Source organism: Trinickia sp. EG282A (assembly GCF_040965455.1).
GTDB classification, from domain to species: domain Bacteria; phylum Pseudomonadota; class Gammaproteobacteria; order Burkholderiales; family Burkholderiaceae; genus Trinickia; species Trinickia symbiotica.
Window position 1 is genome coordinate 1532194 of record NZ_JBFRCC010000001.1, and the last position, 17099, is coordinate 1549292.

Annotated in this window: 16 protein-coding genes; 6 read left to right on the top strand and 10 right to left on the bottom strand. The window is 64.8% G+C overall.

Annotated elements, in window-relative coordinates; translation table 11 throughout:
• The first annotated feature begins 64 nt into the window (after window positions 1–64).
• Both ispD and ispF read left to right on the top strand, forming a co-directional pair.
• Entirely contained in the window at window positions 65–775 is a 711-nt protein-coding gene (gene ispD / locus AB4Y31_RS07005; RefSeq protein WP_368673260.1) for a 2-C-methyl-D-erythritol 4-phosphate cytidylyltransferase, read from the top strand.
• A 68-nt stretch (window positions 776–843) separates the two neighbouring features.
• Window positions 844–1335, top strand: a complete 492-nt coding sequence (gene ispF, locus AB4Y31_RS07010) for a 2-C-methyl-D-erythritol 2,4-cyclodiphosphate synthase (protein WP_368673261.1) — start codon at window positions 844–846, stop codon at window positions 1333–1335.
• 1 nt (window position 1336) lies between these two features.
• Here the strand turns inward: ispF and AB4Y31_RS07015 are convergent, their stop codons facing one another.
• The 4 genes from AB4Y31_RS07015 to ompR all read right to left on the bottom strand — a co-directional run bounded on the left by AB4Y31_RS07015 (window position 1337) and on the right by ompR (window position 4835).
• A complete protein-coding gene (locus AB4Y31_RS07015; protein ID WP_018443493.1) occupies window positions 1337–1864 on the bottom strand; it encodes a carboxymuconolactone decarboxylase family protein in 528 nt (175 codons plus the stop codon).
• An 82-nt stretch (window positions 1865–1946) separates the two neighbouring features.
• The gene (locus AB4Y31_RS07020) at window positions 1947–2495 is read right to left on the bottom strand and encodes a peroxiredoxin (protein WP_018443492.1); all 549 of its coding nucleotides are present in this window, start codon (window positions 2493–2495) and stop codon (window positions 1947–1949) included.
• Window positions 2496–2721: 226 nt separating this feature from the next.
• Entirely contained in the window at window positions 2722–4071 is a 1350-nt protein-coding gene (locus AB4Y31_RS07025; protein ID WP_368673262.1) for an ATP-binding protein, read from the bottom strand.
• A 38-nt stretch (window positions 4072–4109) separates the two neighbouring features.
• Complete coding sequence (gene ompR, locus AB4Y31_RS07030) at window positions 4110–4835, bottom strand: two-component system response regulator OmpR (RefSeq protein WP_018443490.1); 726 nt, start codon at window positions 4833–4835, stop codon at window positions 4110–4112.
• A 246-nt stretch (window positions 4836–5081) separates the two neighbouring features.
• Here ompR and AB4Y31_RS07035 point away from each other — a divergent pair, with 246 nt between their 5' ends.
• Window positions 5082–5402, top strand: a complete 321-nt coding sequence (locus tag AB4Y31_RS07035) for a hypothetical protein (protein WP_368673263.1) — start codon at window positions 5082–5084, stop codon at window positions 5400–5402.
• 90 nt (window positions 5403–5492) lie between these two features.
• Here the strand turns inward: AB4Y31_RS07035 and hpnD are convergent, their stop codons facing one another.
• The 4 genes from hpnD to AB4Y31_RS07055 all read right to left on the bottom strand — a co-directional run bounded on the left by hpnD (window position 5493) and on the right by AB4Y31_RS07055 (window position 9667).
• On the bottom strand, window positions 5493–6353 hold the full coding sequence (gene hpnD / locus AB4Y31_RS07040) for a presqualene diphosphate synthase HpnD (protein WP_368673264.1): 861 nt from the start codon (window positions 6351–6353) through the stop codon (window positions 5493–5495).
• Between the two features lie 42 nt (window positions 6354–6395).
• On the bottom strand, window positions 6396–7247 hold the full coding sequence (locus tag AB4Y31_RS07045) for an alpha/beta hydrolase (RefSeq protein WP_368673265.1): 852 nt from the start codon (window positions 7245–7247) through the stop codon (window positions 6396–6398).
• Between the two features lie 78 nt (window positions 7248–7325).
• Window positions 7326–8729, bottom strand: coding sequence for a hypothetical protein (locus AB4Y31_RS07050; RefSeq protein ID WP_368673266.1), 1404 nt, complete (start codon window positions 8727–8729; stop codon window positions 7326–7328).
• The gene (locus AB4Y31_RS07055) at window positions 8726–9667 is read right to left on the bottom strand and encodes an alpha/beta fold hydrolase (protein WP_368673267.1); all 942 of its coding nucleotides are present in this window, start codon (window positions 9665–9667) and stop codon (window positions 8726–8728) included. Before AB4Y31_RS07055 ends, AB4Y31_RS07050 begins: the two co-directional genes overlap by 4 nt.
• 292 nt (window positions 9668–9959) lie before the next feature.
• Here AB4Y31_RS07055 and AB4Y31_RS07060 point away from each other — a divergent pair, with 292 nt between their 5' ends.
• The 3 genes from AB4Y31_RS07060 (at window position 9960) to AB4Y31_RS07070 (ending at window position 12996) form a co-directional block, all read left to right on the top strand.
• Window positions 9960–11171, top strand: coding sequence for a pyridoxal phosphate-dependent aminotransferase (locus AB4Y31_RS07060; protein WP_368673268.1), 1212 nt, complete (start codon window positions 9960–9962; stop codon window positions 11169–11171).
• 203 nt (window positions 11172–11374) lie between these two features.
• Entirely contained in the window at window positions 11375–12787 is a 1413-nt protein-coding gene (locus AB4Y31_RS07065) for a YeiH family protein (RefSeq protein WP_368673269.1), read from the top strand.
• The gene (locus tag AB4Y31_RS07070; RefSeq protein WP_368673270.1) at window positions 12784–12996 is read left to right on the top strand and encodes a hypothetical protein; all 213 of its coding nucleotides are present in this window, start codon (window positions 12784–12786) and stop codon (window positions 12994–12996) included. Before AB4Y31_RS07065 ends, AB4Y31_RS07070 begins: the two co-directional genes overlap by 4 nt.
• A gap of 36 nt (window positions 12997–13032) precedes the next feature.
• On the opposite strand, the gene AB4Y31_RS07075 is transcribed toward AB4Y31_RS07070, so the two are convergent.
• Together AB4Y31_RS07075 and AB4Y31_RS07080 are read right to left on the bottom strand one after the other, a co-directional pair.
• Window positions 13033–15297, bottom strand: coding sequence for an ATP-dependent DNA helicase (locus tag AB4Y31_RS07075; protein ID WP_368673271.1), 2265 nt, complete (start codon window positions 15295–15297; stop codon window positions 13033–13035).
• Complete coding sequence (locus AB4Y31_RS07080; RefSeq protein WP_368673272.1) at window positions 15294–16967, bottom strand: VRR-NUC domain-containing protein; 1674 nt, start codon at window positions 16965–16967, stop codon at window positions 15294–15296. Before AB4Y31_RS07080 ends, AB4Y31_RS07075 begins: the two co-directional genes overlap by 4 nt.
• Window positions 16968–17099 lie beyond the last annotated feature (132 nt).

Consider the following 17099-nt stretch of genomic DNA (forward strand, 5'->3'; position numbering starts at 1 on the left):
GAGGAAGTGAAACGACCACCTATTATAAAATCCGTCCTCCACTTTTGATCCGCAAGTTGGTTTCGTGACCTCCCGCTTCTTCGCCCTGATCCCTTGCGCCGGCACCGGCAGCCGTTCGGGCGCGCCCACGCCCAAGCAGTACCGCACCGTTGCGGGCCGGCCGTTGCTGCATTTCACGCTTGCCGCGTTCGATGCGTGCAACGAGTTCGCGCAGACGCTCGTCGTGCTCGCGCCGGACGATACCCACTTCGATGCTCGCCGCTTCGGCGGATTGCGCTTCGCCGTCCGGCGCTGCGGCGGTGCCTCGCGGCAGGCGTCGGTCATGAACGGGCTCGCCGCGCTCGCGGAGTTCGGCGCGTCGGGCGACGACTGGGTGCTCGTGCACGACGCCGCCCGACCGGGCGTCACGCCCGCGCTGATTCGCTCGCTGATCGCGGCGGTCAAGGACGACCCGGTCGGCGGCATCATCGCCCTGCCGGTCGCCGATACGTTGAAGCGCGTGGACGTGGAGTCCGGCGAGCGCATCGCTCGAACCGAATCGCGGAACGGGCTCTGGCAGGCGCAAACGCCGCAGATGTTCCGCATCGGCATGCTGCGCGAAGCGATCGAGCGCGCGCAGCGCGACGGGCACGACCTGACCGACGAGGCCAGCGCAATCGAATGGCTCGGGCACGCGCCGCGCCTCGTTCAAGGGAGCTTGCGCAACTTCAAGGTGACTTACCCCGAGGACTTCGATCTCGCGGACGCGATCCTGCGGCACGGCGGAGCCGCCTGAATCCCGAGGAGCGGCGCCGATTCGCGGTGTCCATCTCCGCTCTCCCATCCATCGAAACGGAACATCGAATGAACTACAGAATCGGGCAGGGCTATGACGTGCATGCGCTCGTGTCGGGACGGCCGCTCATCATCGGCGGCGTGACGGTGCCCTACGACCGGGGACTGCTCGGGCACTCCGACGCCGACGTATTGCTGCACGCCATCACCGATGCGCTCTTCGGCGCGGCCGCGCTCGGCGATATCGGCCGCCATTTCCCCGACACCGACGCGCGCTTCGCGGGCGCCGATAGCCGCGTGCTGCTGCGCGAATGCGCGGCGCGCCTCGCCAAGGCCGGCTTCGCGATAGAGAACGTCGACAGCACCGTCATCGCACAGGCCCCGAAGCTCGCGCCGCACATCGACGCGATGCGCGCCAACATCGCCGAGGATCTCGGTCTGCCGGTCACGCGCGTCAACGTGAAGGCGAAGACGAACGAGAAGCTCGGCTATCTCGGACGAGGCGAGGGGATCGAGGCGCAGGCCGCGGTGCTGCTGCGCGCGCCTGATCAAGCGAGCTGACTTACTGCCCCTCGGTGGCGAGCACCTGCGCCGCCGCGTTGACGACGGAGGCGATGCGGCCGACGTCGCGCAACTGCTGGGCGGACATCCCTTGCTCGTTCTTCAGGATCGCGAAATGCGAAGCGACGCAATGGTGACACTTGCCGACGATCGAAGCCGCGAGCGCGTACATCTCGAAGCGCCGTTTGTCGACGCCGCCGTGAGTCGCGTACGCCGTCATCCGCAGCTCGGGCCGTTGTGTCTTGAGATCGGCGTCGTCCGCCATCTCTACGAACGGATACCAAACGTTGTTCATGCCCATCAGCGCGGCAGCCGTGTGGACGCCGTTGATCTCTTCGGGCGACAGCACGCCAGACGAGCGAATCGCGTCGGCGATCGTCTTGCTCTTCGCCGCGAAGGCGGCCGCCAGTGCTACGCCGACCGCGTCGTTGCCCTCGAGCGACGAGCGCGCGATCGTGCCGTCGAGATTGAGTCGGATGTCCTTCGCGTAATCGGGGATGCGGTCTTTAATCGCAGACAAGAATTCCATTGATAGCTCCTATCGGGGATTCGACAAAAAAGCCCGCCGGCTTGAAAGAGCATAGCGGGCTCGTACTCCGACGATGGCTGAGTTACAGCGTTGCGCCGCCGACTGCGCGGTTGCAGGGGCAGAGCTCGTCCGTCTGCAGGCCGTCGAGAATACGCAGAATTTCCTGCGGGCTGCGGCCGACGTTCAGATTGTTGACCGAGACGTGCTGGATCGTATTGTCGGGATCGACGATGAAAGTCGCGCGCAGCGCCACGCCGGCTTCCTTGTCGCGCACGCCTAGCTGGTCGATCAGTTCGCCCTTGACGTCGCCGAACGAGTAGTGGTTCAGCTTGTCGAGGTCCTTGTGCTCACGGCGCCATGCGAACTTGACGAATTCGTTGTCGCCGCTGCCGCCGAGCAGCACGGCGTCGCGTTCCGCGAAATCCTTCGCGAGCTTCGCGAACTCGACGATCTCGGTCGGGCACACGAACGTGAAGTCCTTCGGATAGAAATAGATGATCTTCCACTTGCCCGGGAACGACTGTTCGGTGATCTCTTCGACCCCCGACTGGCCGTTCTCTTCATGATGGTTGAAGCCCGGCTTCGCGGCGGTGACGGTGAACGCTTCGAGTTTATCGCCCACGGTTTTCATGCAGTGACTCCTCTATGAGTTGAAAAAAACGGTGTCTTCCAAAACTACCCGGTGCCTGTAACGATTCCGTTACACATCCGCTACAATAACACTATTGAATTACTTTTTCAATAGAAAATATATATTGAACGGGATAGCTCCGGGCGTTGCACCATGCGCAACGGCCATCGCATGAGGACCGGGCACAACGCGTTCGAGGCGGTCGCCCCAGACGCTGGCCCCGGTTTTAGAGGCTCCTCGCCGACGGGAACTCGATCGTGACTTCGAGCCCCGGCCCGGGGACGCGGTTGCGCAACCGCAGCGTTCCGCGGTGACGGCTGACGAGTCGCTGGACGATCGCCATGCCGAGGCCCGTGCCGTTCGCCTGGCTGCGCGCCGAGTCGACGCGGTAAAAGGGACGCGTCACGAGCGCGAGTTGGTCCTCGGGAATCCCTGGGCCTTCGTCGAGGACCGAAAGCTCGACGCGCGAATGCACGACACGCGTCTCCAAGACGATGTGAGGGATCCCGTCCGCCTCGCTGTGGCCGTACTTCCTTGCGTTCTCGAGCAAATTGCCGACCACGCGGCGAACGTCGGTCGTATCGGCCTCGATGACGGCCGACGCGGCCAACTTCGTCGCGAGCCGCACGCCGTCCTCGCTTGCGAGCCGGGCGGCCATCTCGCCGGCGATTTGGGACAGGTCGACCGATTCGGACATATTCTGGGCGGGCCGCGCGTAATCGAGGAAGCGGCCGATGATCATATCCATCTGTTCGATGTCGTCGATCATCGCGTCCTTCGTATCCTCATCGGAAGGGCTCATCTCCGTTTCGAGCCGGAGCCGGGCAAGCGGCGTGCGCAGGTCGTGCGAGATGCCGGCCAGCATCACCGCGCGATCGGCCTCGAGTTGCTCGAGATCGCGCACCATCTGATTGAAGCTGCGGTTCGTCTCGGCGGCAACACCGAGCCCGCGCTCGGGCAGCGGCTCCGGCGACTGACCGGAGCCGACCTTGCGCGCCGCGGCCGACAGGCGCGCGAACGGCCGATTGACGAGGCTCGTGATGAAGGCGGCGCCGAACAGCGAAAGGGCGAGCGCGAAGATGCCCCAGCCCGCCCACTGGAGACCGGTGACGTTGTCGAGCTGTTCGCGATCGAGCGCGACCCAGTAATCGTCGTCGTCGATCTTGAAGCTGATCCAGACGCCCGGGATATCGTTGACGGACTGCGCGATGACCGTGTCGTCGCCGAGCCGCCCGCGGATGTCATGCTCGATCAGCCGGTTCAACGACTCGTCGGGCTGCAGCGTGTATTTGTCCGTCGCCTCGCGCGGGTAGACGCGCACGCCCTCGTTGCTTTCGAGGTCCTGCAGCAGCGCGCGGCGCAGATCGGGATCCGAGTAGAGCAGCGCCGTTCGCGTCAGCTTGACGATGGCGACGAGCTGCAGCGCGACGCGCTGCGCGCGCGGCTCGCGCTCGATCACTCGGAAGCTCTGGAACCAGGCGGCGAGGCTGACCGCAATCAGCAGCGCAATGAGCAGGAACGTTCGCCAGAATAGCCCGCCGAAGACATGCGTAAAGAAACGCCGGTCGATCCGCATGGGCTACTGGGAGTGTGATAAAGGCGGCGCGCGATGCGTCACGCCGAGCCGTCGGGTATGAAGACGTAGCCGAGGCCCCAGACCGTCTGAATGAAACGCGGGCTGCTGGGATCGGTCTCGATCAGCTTGCGCAGACGTGAAATCTGGACATCGAGGCTTCGATCGAAGACTTCGTATTCGCGTCCGCGCGCGAGCTCCATCAGCTTTTCACGCGAGAGCGGCTGACGCGGATGGCGCGCGAACACCTTCAGCACCGAGAACTCGCCCGTTGTCAGCGGGATTTCCTGGCCTGCCTTCGTCAACGTCCTTGTGGCGAGGTTCAGCGCGAAGTCGCCGAACTCGAACACCTCGGCCGTCTCCGACGGCGCGCCCGGCAGCTCGGACGGCGATTGCCGCCTGAGCACCGCGTGAATGCGCGCGACCAGCTCGCGCGGGTTGAACGGCTTCGGCAGATAGTCGTCGGCGCCCATCTCGAGGCCGACGATACGATCGACGTCCTCGCCCTTCGCCGTCAACATGATGATCGGCGTGCGGTCGTTGCTGCCGCGCAGCCGGCGGCAGATCGAGAGACCGTCCTCGCCGGGCAGCATGAGGTCGAGCACGAGCAGGTCGAACCGCTCGCGCACCCAGAGCTTGTTCATCGCGGGCGCGTTCTCCGCGACGTAGACGTTGAAACCTTGCTCGCCGAGATACCGGCGCAGCAGATCGCGCAAGCGCGGATCGTCGTCGACGACAAGAATTTTGGAGGGGTTTTTCGTTTCCATGGGCGGCATCTTAGCGCGATTGCAAAGCAGGTCGGGAAAGTCCGAATTTCGGGTTACAGTCAGTTACAAAATTTACCCCCAGCAAGGGGGCTGAGTAAACACCGCGACCATAAACTGCTTCACGGATGCCGGCTCTTCGGTGGATACTTCATCCGTCCGATCAGTATTCCTTTTTGCCTGGGCGTGGTCCGGGCGTAGCACACGTGATTTCGAGGTAGCCGGTTGCCGCATGACGAAGGGAACAAGATGACGGTGGGAGCATGGCCGCGCATGCGGGCGCAGGTCGTCGCGATCGCGATTGCCGGCGCAGTCGTCGGCACCGTCGGCTCGATGGACGTCTACGGGCAGCCACGTCGCGGCGCCGCCGAATCTCAGCCGCCGCCGAGGCGCTTTCTACCAAGGACTCAACGGCAGCAACCGTCCGCCGCGGCTTCCGATCCCATCGTCCGCACGACCACGCTGCTCGACTTCGACACGACGCAGCGCGACGGTCACATGACGCCCGAAGAGCGCCACCTGCTGCGTCAGCACATCGAGGACGCCGTGCGCGAGCTCTACAAGCGTTGACGCGCGGCCGAAGGTTCTCCGTTTCCCGGAAACGTCGCCACGAGTCAATGACCGGTTCGCTCCGTTTCTTGCCCTTGCTCTCTCCCTGCGTTACCGTGCGCGCGCCGCGCGCCAGGCAATCCATAGCTTGCGAATCGGCGTGAGCGCGATCCGCTGATGCAGGATCTGGTAGCCGTCTCGCTCGATTTCGTCGAGCAGCGCGAGCGCCATCGCCGATTGCGCGCGCAGCGTGCGCTGGGTCTTGCGCTCGGAGGCCGGGATGCCGGCGAGCGCCACCTGGAGCGCGTCGCGAGCCCGGCTCGTCTGGAAGCGCATGAGCTCAGAAAACTCGGCGCTGTATTTGCGATTGATGAGATCGGCCGCGGTGACCTGATGGCGCTGCAGTTCGTCGATCGGGATATAGATGCGGCCGTGGCGCGCATCGTTTCCGAGCTCCTGAACCAGCTGCGCCAGCATGAGCGCATTGCCGAGCGGCGGCGCCCACTCGCCCGCGCGCTCGGGCTCGCGCGCCGTGACGCGGGCGACCGCGCCCGCGAACGCGCCGCCGACCTTCTCGATGTACCCGCGCAAGTTGGCGAAGTCGAGATAGCGCGCCTGATTGAGGTCCATTTCGAAACCGGCGACGAGCGCCTCGAGCGTTCCGGCTTCGGTGCCGATGTCGGCCCCGTGTGCCGCGAGCGCGAGCGAGACCGGATGCGAGGGCCGTCCCGTCGCGAGCGCGCCGAGTTCCTGCTGCCACCAGGCGAGCTTCGTGCGGCCGATGGCCGGATCGCTCGTTTCCTTGACCGTTTGCTCGAGCTCGCGGCGCAGGGCGAACAGCGCGGTCAGCAGCGGCTGCCGCGCGACGGGCGCCTGACGGAGCGCGTAGTAGACGCTGGAGCCTGGCGGCCCGGCCTTTTGCGCGCAATAGTCGTCGAAGTTCTGATGGGATAAGCCTGAATCTTGTGACACGTCTGGCAAGCCGCGAGCGACGGAACGAGTGGAGTGCGGATACTACCTCATCCGCGTGTCGGGGCTGGCTCTCCGCGTTCCGGCGGGAAGCGCGCGCAGGAAGGAAAGCACGTGTCCGGCGCCGCCTTTGGTCCAGACGTCGACATGGTCGGCGTCGTCGATCAGCACCAGCCGGCGCAGCCCGGGCACGGCGGCGTGCAGCGCGGCGAACTGGCGCGGCGGGATCAGTTGGTCGGCAAGGCCGCCGTATATCAGCACGGGCGCACGCACGGCGCCGATCTTCGCAAGGTTGTCGTACCGGTCGCGCAGCATCCAGCGAACGGGCACGTAGGGAAAGCGCGTGCGGGCGACATCGGCCATACAGGTGAAGGGCGCTTCGAGAAGCAGCGCTTCGACAGGGTACTCGGTCGCCATTTGAACCGCGACGCCGGAGCCGAGCGAATAGCCATGCAGAACGACGCGCGACGTTTGCCGATAGGCAAACTCGAGCGCCGCGCGGCCGTCCGCGTAGAGCCCCGCTTCGTGCGGCTTGCCGGGGTTGCCGCCGTAGCCGCGGTATTCGGCGAGGACGACGCCGTAGCCGACCTCGACGAGAGCGTGCGCGATGTGTACGCGTTGCGAGAGGTCTTCGCCGTTGCCGTGAAAGAGCACGATGGTCGCGGCGTCAGGAGTGGCGGGCGGTTTATATCGAATACCGATCTCGAGGCCGTCTCGCGTTCGCACGACAGCGGGCGAGAGCCGATCGGCGTCCGGGTGTGGAGGAATGTCGCGGATCCGTTCGAGCGGATAAATGAGCCGGCCCTGCAGCCAGAGCAGCATCGCGACGATCGATCCATAGCCGAGCGCGGCGATGCCGGCGACGGAGAGCAGTGTCGTGCGCACCGGGATCTTCATGTCAGTGTGCGCCGGGCCGCCCCAAGCGCACTGACCGCCCCCGCGGGGGGCAGCGAACGAAGTGAGCGTGGGGGTCGTTCATGTCAGTGTGCGCACGCGTTCTAGGCAATGGACATCGTTGGCCGGACCGTGGTGGTGCAGCAGGGTCTCGAAGCGCGCGGGCGCAAGCCGTGGCGGCGGCTCGTAGCGCGGCGCGAGCTGCGAAAGCGCGCGGTGAAAGCGCGTGAACGTCGCAAAGTCGCGCGGATAGCGCGCTTCGTCGACGCCGAGAAACCGCCCCTCGCGCGTCGCGGAATCGATCAACGTGCGCCATCGCGCGATCGGCTCGATCCCGATGCTCTCGGTGCCGTGCGAGAACAGCATGAGGTCGATTTCCTCGAAGGGCGGCTCCCCGGCGAGGAAGCGCCGCAGCGCATCGGCCGATCGCTCGACGCAAAAGAGCAGCCAGAATGGCAGCGCGTGCAGTCGCAATGTCGTGAACGGATCCATCAGCAGGAAAGAATCGACGATGAGCCGCCGCGGCTCGATACCCGCGTCGCGGTACCAGTCGCGGTAGATATTCGCGGCGACGAAGCTCGCTGCCTCCGGTTCGCGAAAGCGAATCTCGACGATGCGCCAGTTCATCCTCGCTCCCATTGCCAGCAGCTCCTCGACGAGCGCCGCGTCGAAGCCCCATTCGGCTTCCGGCGCGATGTCGTCGGGCTCGGGCGGATCCCAACGGCTGCGTGTGCTGCCGTAACGAGCCAGATAATCGCGCACGCGCGGCCCTCCGTGCAAGTATTCATGCTCGGTTGCGCCGCCTGTCGCACCGAGCTGAAAGCAAGCGCGCTCGTTCAACCGAGTGACGGGCCACCTGCGTTTGCACGCCGCGACATAGAGCGTGCCCCCGCGCACCAGGTTGCGCAGCAGGAATTCGCGGTAGGCGAGCGGCAGGGTGCGGTGCTTGAGCCGGAAGTAGCGCATCGTCTGCAACATCAATCGATCCTGGTTCGGATCGAACATGTGATGGACGGCGATGCGGCTGTCGGCTTCGAGCAGTGCGTCGACGATGCGCCGACCCTCTTCGAAGGCGCGACGCGCATCGTCGGGATCCGATAGCGGCGCGCGCACCGGGCAGAGAAAAGTCTGCGGCAGCCACGGAACACCCAGCGCGGCGGCCAGATGAACGAGCGCGCCGTTCGAGGAGCCGACGAACGCGGCCGGGAAGGGGCCGTCCGGGTAGAGGCCGGCGACCCATTCGGCGATCTTTTCAATATCGAGCCGGCGCGCTTGCCGCGGGGCGATGCTTTCGGTCATGCCGCCGATCGCGTAGGCCCATTCGCGCGCCGTGCGCGGCAAGCAATTGATCGCCGGCATGGCGGCATCGAGGAGCGGCGACTGGCTGGGGCTGCTGAACGGATTTCCCGTCAGCGAGGCCGCCAATGCTTGTGCCATCGCGGCGGCCGAATCGAAGCGCGCGATTCCGCGCGGCGGTCTGTTCACGACTGGGCTCCCGCATGCGAGACGGCATCGGCCAGCCTGACCGGTTCATGCGAACGCAGCAGAAACGGCAGGATCTCGAACGCGAAACTTTCTGGATAGACGAAATTGAGCGTGTGCGTGCCCCCCGCGATGACGAGCAATTCGCCATTCGGCAATCGCCCGGCGACTTCCTCGGCCCAACGCTGTGTCGCGATCGAATCGCGGGAACCGCGTACGACGAGGGTCGGCGCCACGATATCGGACAGCCGATCCTCGATCCGATCGCGCATCGCCATCCGTATCGCGGCAAGTGCATAGGCAATGCCGGCCTTCGCATAGTCGATCCGAGCGACGGGGGCAGGCGAGGGCCGCCGCTCGCGCCGGCCGTTGATCAGTGCGCGCGTGATTTGCCGCGGCAGCGAGCGGGCGCAACGATCGATCGTCGGTCCTTGCAGCACGAGCCGATCGACGACATCGGGATAGCGCACGGCAAGCTCGGCGAGCACCTGGCAGCCGAACGAATTGCCGACGAACATGGCGCGCTCGATCCGGCACGTCTGCAGCCAAAGATGCAGCGCATGAGCCAACTCGACGACTGACAGCGGCGGCCGGTGAAGATGCTGGAGGCAGGCGCTTTCGCCGAAGCCGGGCAGATCGGGCGCATAGACGCGAAAATTCCGGCTGAGCGCGCATGCGAGCGGCTCCATGTAGCGGCTGGATACCACGAGACCGTGAACGAGAACGACCGGCGGGTAGTTCGCGGCGGAGGGCGGCCCGGGGCGCATTCGGTGAAACATCGAAAACGTACCCGCTTGCACGGAGCAGCCGGCTATCCCGGACGCACGTGTTGACGGCGTGAGCGCGGGCATGTGCTCGAGCCGACGCCATTCGACGGCGAGGCGCGCGGCTCCGGCACAGGCTGCCGCGCCGGCCGCAAGCGCCAGCGCTCCATCCAACATCGGATGTCCTCCACTGCCCCCCGTCGATCGAATCGGATTCTTCGGCATGGTCCGGCGACGTCATGCATGCGTGACGGATAGCGGGAATGTTGCAATGTTTGCGCCAGGGTTACCGGGCTCAGTCCGACGAATCCGCTCACGCCGGTAGTCATGAAATAGGGAATAATGGAAGTATTGCGTCAATGCAACATCTTTAATCCCGTTTTCTTAATCTTTCGAACGCTCCAATCCATCCTCGATTACGAGCGCGCGGCTCGGCCCCGGCAGGCTGCGCGTCGGTCCACCAAAAGACATGTCGAATACCTCAGTAGTCCAATCGAACGACGCACCGAGCGCACGCAACGCCGTGCGCGCATTGCGTTCGTCGCAGATCCGCGAAGTCGCAAACGCGGGCTTCGGCAACGGCGACGTCCTGCCGTTCTGGTTCGGCGAATCCGATCGCGTGACGCCTCGTTTCATCCGTGATGCGGCATCGGAGGCGCTCAACTCCGGAGCGACGTTCTACACGCACAACCTCGGCATCGCACCGCTGCGTGAAGCTATCGCGCGCCATGTATCGGCGCTGCACGGGCAGACGTCCGTCGATCATGTGGCCGTTACCAGCGCCGGCGTCAACGCGCTCATGCTCGCATCGCAATTGATCGTCGAGGCAGGCGATCGCGTTGTCGCCGTCACGCCGCTTTGGCCCAACATCGTCGAAATTCCGAAGATCCTCGGCGCCGATGTCGAGACGGTCTCGCTCGAATACGGGCCTCACGGCTGGCGGCTGGACCTCGACCAGCTGCTCGCGGCGCTCACCCCGTCGACGAAGCTTCTCATCGTCAACTCGCCGAACAATCCGTCCGGCTGGGTACTGACTCGCGACGAGCAGCAGACCGTGCTCGACCATTGCCGGCGCCACGGCATCTGGATTCTCGCCGACGAGGTCTACGAGCGCCTCTATTACGACGATGTCCGTCACGACGCTTGCGCGCCGTCTTTTCTCGACATCGCGTCGAGAGACGAGCGCGTCATTTGCGTGAACTCGTTCTCGAAGGCTTACCTGATGACGGGTTGGCGCCTCGGCTGGCTCGTTGCGCCGGCTGCGTTGATGGACGACCTCGCCAAGCTGATCGAATACAACACATCGTGTGCGCCGTCGTTCGTGCAGCAGGCCGGAATTGCCGCGCTGGGAGACGGCGGGAGCACGCCACGGCAGTTGGTCGGCGATTTGCGCGTGGCCCGCGACCATCTCGTGCAGTCTTTGCAGGCGTTGCCCGGTGTCGACGTCACGTCCCCGGCGGGCGCCATGTACCTCTTTTTCTCGATGCCGGGTGCCGGCGAAAGCCTCGCGCTCTGCAAAGCGCTCGTCCGCGAAGCCGGTCTTGGACTCGCGCCCGGCAGCGCGTTCGGCCCCGAGGGAGAAGGCTATGTTCGGTGGTGTTACGCCTGCGACGTCGCGCGCATCGATGCGGGGCTCGAGCGGTTGCGAACTTTCCTCGAGCGGCGAGGACTCGGACAATGACGATGACGAGCGCTCCGATTCGCGCGTTCCGCTATGCGCCACGGCAAAGCTGATTTCGTTGTATCGATAGCGCGATAAATTCGTTTGCCTCGAGGCGCGCCGCGCCCAGAATTCTCGCCATGCAGTCAGTGGGCCGCGTCATGAGCGCGCAAAGCGGGAACGCGGCGAGAAAGCGGCACGATGCCGCGCCTTCGGGGAGAGCGATGACGCCAATTCAAGAGAGTGCGCGTCCCGGGCATGCGCCCGGGGAACGGTCGGCCAGACTGAGCGGTTTGTTTGCGACGGAAGACTGGTGGGCCGTCTGGATCGGCCTCGGCGTCGTCGTGATCGCTTATGCCTTGTTCGCGGCAGGCGGCAGCATCAAGCCGATCGCCGTGGCGCCGGCGAAATGGAGCGCGTTGTCCGGCGCCGCCGGCGACCTGGGTTCGCACATCGTTTCTTACCTCGCGCTCGGGGCGGCGTTTGCCGTGCTCTTCGGCGTGAGCATCGCCGCGCAAGGCGGCTCAGCGTTCCAATTCGTCCGCGCTTTCATCGTGCTCTTCATCGTGTCGGCGCTCGTTTTTGCCTTCGGCGCCTGGACGGTCGCCGTGCGCTACAACCTCGAGCCGCCGCTCGTCGCGTTGGCGCTCGGCCTCGTCGTCTCTAACGCGTTCGGCGTGCCGGAATGGCTGAAGCCGGCGCTGCGCGTGGAGCTCTTCATCAAGGTCGGCATCGTTCTGCTCGGCGCGACGCTGCCCTTCACGCTGCTCGTCTGGGCCGGACCCGTTGCGCTCGGCCAGGCGACGATTGTTTCGCTCGTCACGTTCTTCACGATCTTCATCGTCGCGCGCTGGGCCGGACTCGAGCCGCGCTTCGCCGCCGTGCTGGGTGTCGGCGGCGCGGTATGCGGCGTTTCGGCTTCGATCGCCGTTGCCGGCGCCGTGCGCGCCAAACGGGAGCAGGCTTCGGTCGCGATCACGCTCGTCGTCGTCTGGGCGATCGTAATGGTCTTCGTGCTGCCGTTCGCCTCGCGAGCGCTCGGACTGCCCACTGGCGTGGCGGGGGCGTGGATCGGCACGTCCGAGTTCGCGGACGCCGCGGGAATCGCTGCCGCGCAGGCGTACGGCGATATGGCGCGTCACGCGGGCGGCGCCATTGCCGGATCGCCCGAGGCGTCCGTCCAAGCGTTCACGCTGATGAAAGTAATTGGCCGCGATATCTGGATCGGGATCTGGGCCTTCGTGCTCGCGATCGTCGCGACGAGCCGCTGGCAGGATGCCGCCGACGGCATTCGTACGCGGACGGGCTCAGGCGAAATCTGGGCGCGGTTCCCAAAGTTCGTGATCGGTTTCGTCATCGCATCGGCATTCGTTACGTGGGTCGCCAGCCATTACTCGATCGGCGACTATCGTGCGATCGTGACGCCCGCGCTCGTCGCGCCGATCACGACGCTGCGTATCTGGGCCTTTACGCTTTGCTTCCTGAGCATCGGGCTCACGACGAGATTTGCCAGCCTCGCGGCAACGGGCAAAAAGCCGTTGGCTGTATTCGCGGCCGGTGTCGTCGTGAATGTCATCGTCGGTTATTTGCTTTCCGCTCATCTCTTCGCCCCTTACTGGGAGCGGCTCGCGAAATGACAGACATTCCGAATGGCTGCGCTGCGTGCGGCTACTGGTCGAACGCGCGTTCTTCGCTCGAGGCCTCCATCCCTGGGCTGACGTCGCTCGGGTCGGCGTTCGGCGCCAGTGCGGCCGATACGCGCGTGTGTCGACTGCACGACCGGCTCACCGCGCCGCGCGACGGCTGTCGATCGTTCACGAGCCGATCGTCCGCTGCGATCGGTTGACTCGCTCGTTTCCGTTTTCTGCCCGCGAACGCGGACTTACGGCAATTGCCACCAGCGGGGCAACAGGCGCCGCACTTCGGGGCGGCGGTAGCGATCGTCGATCAGATGAAGCACGCCTACGTCATTTTCGCTGCGCACGACGCGCCCCGCGGCCTGAACGACCTTTTGGAGCCCTGGGTACAGATAGGCGTAGTCGTAGCCGCGGCCGAATCGGGCTTCCATGGCGAGCCGCATTTGTTCGTTGACCTCGTTCACCTGCGGAAGGCCCAGCGTGGCGATGAATGCGCCGATCAGACGCTCGCCGACGAGGTCGATCCCTTCGGAAAACGCGCCGCCCAACACGGCAAGGCCGATGCACGAATCCGTCGCGCGAAAGCGTGCGAGGAACGCGTCGCGCGCCGCCTCATCCATGCCTGGCGCTTGTTTGCATATCGGCAGATGCGGATGCCGCGTGCGAATCAGCGTGCAGAGGCGATCGAGATAGTCGAAGCTGCTGAGGAAACCTAAATAGTTTCCGGGGCGAGCCGCATATTGCTCGGCAATCAGATCGGCGATCGGCTCGAGCGATCGCTCGCGGTCCCGCCAGCGCGTCGACACATGGCCTGCTACCTGCACGGTGAGCTGCTCGGATCGGAACGGGCCCTCGATGTCGAGCCATGCCGTCGTGTCGGGCAAGCCGAGCATGTCGCGGTAGAAGTGTTGCGGGTTGAGCGTGCCCGAGAACATGACCGTCGAATGCGCCGTGGCGTGCCGCGCGGCGAGAAATGGAGCTGGAACGACGTTGCGCACGCATAGCGTCGAGGTCCTGCGTGCGCGGCCACGCGCAACGTATTCGACCGATGTCGCATCGAACAGAGAATGATCGTCGAACTGCTCCGCGAGTGCGACGAAATGCGTTGTATCGAAGAAGAATTGCAGCAGCGGCTCTTCGATCGCGACCGACGGTTCTCCGAGTTGCTCGCTGACCAGGCCGATGAACTTCTGCGCGGCGATGAGCAGCGTCTTGGGTATCTCGTCGTAGACCTGGTAGGCGGTGCCTTGCGTACGAGCGAGCGCGTTCCATTCGCGCTGCAGGCGTTGGAGCGATCTTTTCAAACCCGCGGGCGCCGCTTTGATCGCTTTGCGCAACGCGCTTTGATCGAGCGAGGCCGTGTACATCTTACGCGCTCGCTCGAGCAGGTTGTGTGCTTCGTCGACGAGCACGGCGATGCGCCATTGGTTCATCCGCGCCAGCGCATGCAGCAATGCGCTGCTGTCGTAGTAATAGTTGTAGTCGCCTATGACGACATCGCTCCACCGCACCAGTTCCTGCGCGAGGTAGTAGGGGCACACCTCGTGCGCGAGCGCGGTTTCGCGCAACGCTGCCCGATCGAGGCGCCGCGTGGCGAGCGCCGCGCGGCGAGCCGCGCCGAGACGGTCATAAAAGCCGCGCGCGAGCGGACACGATTCGCCGTGACAGGCTTTGTCCGGGTGCTCGCACGCCTTGTCGCGTGCGGTGAGTTCGAGCGTACGAAGCGGCAGCCCGCCTGTTTCCGCGCCAAGCGCATCGATCGCCTCTAGCGCAAGCGCACGGCCCGGCGTCTTCGCCGTGAGAAAAAAGATGCGTTCGACGCGGTCTTCCCCGCAGGCCTTCAGTGCGGGGAAGAGCGTCGCAAGCGTTTTGCCGATGCCCGTTGGCGCTTGCGCCATCAGCGTCCTGCCGTCGCGCGCGGCACGGTAGACGGCCACGGCAAGCTCGCGTTGGCCCGTGCGAAACGTCCGATACGGAAAGGCAAGGGCGCTCAAGGCCGCGTTGCGCGCGCGGGCGTGGGCTTGCTCTTGAACGGCCCAGTCGAGAAATCGCTCGCATTGCTCGACGAAGAACGTTTCGAGCTCGGTTGCATCGTATGTTCGAGTGAGCGCCGTTTCCTTTCGCGTCGAGACATCGAAGTAGATGAGGGCGACATGCAGTTGCGACAGTTCGCGCGCTCGGCACAACAAATGCCCGTAGACAAGCGCTTGTGCCCAGTGCAGCGCACGGTGATTGTCCGGCATCGCGTCGAGATCGCCGCGGTACGTTTTGATCTCCTCGAGTCGATTGTCGGCCGGATCATAACCGTCCGCTCTGCCGCGCACGGTCAGTTCTCGATGCGTGCCGGTCAAGGAAATTTCGGACTCGTAGCGAGGCCCACGTCGTGCGGTGACCACCGCATGCCCCTCGATTCCTTCGAGCGCCGTGGGAGCGGGAGTGAAGCGAAGATCGAGATCGCCGCGCTTGGCCGTGAATTCGCAAAGCATGCGGACGGCGACAACGTAGCTCATGCCGACGCTTCCGTCTCTTCGGCCTCGTGCCAGCGCACATCGACGACACGCACGGGAATGCCGTTACGCGCGCAGTATTGGAGCCAGCGGCTTTGATTGTCCTGCAGCCGGTCGCCGGGACCCTTCACTTCGATCAGCTCGTAGCGGCGCTCGCGAGGCCAGAAACGGACAAGATCGGGCAGGCCAGAGCGGTTTTCGCGAATGTCGTCGAGCAACCGCATGAACCACAGCTTCAGGTGCGCGGCTGGCAGACAATCGAGCGCCGTTTCCAGTAGCTCAGGGGTGAGGACGCCCCAGAAGACGAACGGCGATTGCAGCCCCGCTTTGCATTCGAAGTGACCGACGATCGTTTGCCGATAGGTGCCGTTGTCGAGCTGCGCGATGCAATGAGCGAACTCGCGTGCGCGGCGCACAGAGAAGTCAGGGGCGTGCAAATCGGCGGGGCCGCGCTGGAACGGATGGAAGAACGCGCCGGAGACCGGCGCGAATACGGCTTCCCAGCAAAGGAGCCCGAACAGCGAGTTGATCAGTGCGTTTTCGACGTAGTAGACCGGCGCATGCGGCGCGTCGAGATGATCGCGCACCGCGTATTCGACGGCGAACGATTCCCGAGGGCGGGCGAGCGTCAACAGCTCGCGTGGAACGACCGAGGCGCGCTCTGCGCGCAAGGCCGGAAGTTGCAAGCGCCGCCGCAGCCGCGGCAACAGTCTCGCGACGCGCTGGCTCTCGGCTTCGTTTTCCGGAGCGATCTCAGCCTCCGAGGCAAGCGTCAATGCATCGCCGAACCGATCGCAAAGTTCAAGCACGCGCATGCGGCGGTGGCGAGCGCCGGGCCAGGTGCAACGCTCGTAGACCGTCAGCGCGAAATTCCATTCATGCCGTCGTTCGGCGCATTGGCCGATTCGAAACAAAAGCTTTGCTCGACGCGTCTCGAGCCACGCATTGTCGATCTTGATCGAAATTGCCGCCCCGAAGATGGACTCGAGCGAATCGACGTCTTCAGCGGCATCGAGCGCTTCTCGGCAGGCATGCAGAGCGAGCCAGGCGTCGACGTCGGCCCGTTGCCGGAACGCCCGCGCCGAAGGGGCGATCGATACCGTCTCGTATTGGTAGACACCGAGATCGGCCAGCACGAACTCGGACCAATCTTGGTGCAGATTGCCGAAGAACAGGAGCTTCAGCCGATCGGCGAGCGGTGCGATGCAGACATGGAGCACCTGATCCGGCGTATCGGCATCCCAATCAACGAGACGCCTTGCGTCCGTGTGCCTCGCGCGTAGAAGGTCGAGCCAATCGGACTTGCGCGCCGACTTCGAGATGTCCGCGTCACTGAAGATCCGCTGCAACTCGGAACGCGTTGACAGTGCGAAGAGCTCGTCGATCGTCAGCGGCGGATCGGGATCGACCCAGCCGAGGATCGTGAGAGGAGCGGCGGCTGCGACGGGGCAACCGACCTCTTCGTACGTCAGGCGGCTCGTGCGAAAGAGCATGCCCTTGCGCATCAGCATGCGCACGAGCAGCGCGCGCGAGTTCAGCGGAAGGCGAGGGAATTCGGCGAGAAAGGCGCGCTCGCTCGCGTCGACCAGGTCGTCGTAGCGTTGCGCCAGCCACGCCAGCGCGCGTTCGAAGTTATGCAGGTAATAGAGCGGGGACGGAACGTCGGTAAGCACGGGCGGAACGGCAACCTGTATATTTGTACAGGCATAATAGCAAAGTCGGCGGTCTATCCAAGGTCGAACCGACGAAATTTGCCATGCGCCGCTCGGCCCGCTTCCAAGCTCAGGGCCGAATTCGCCAGGCGC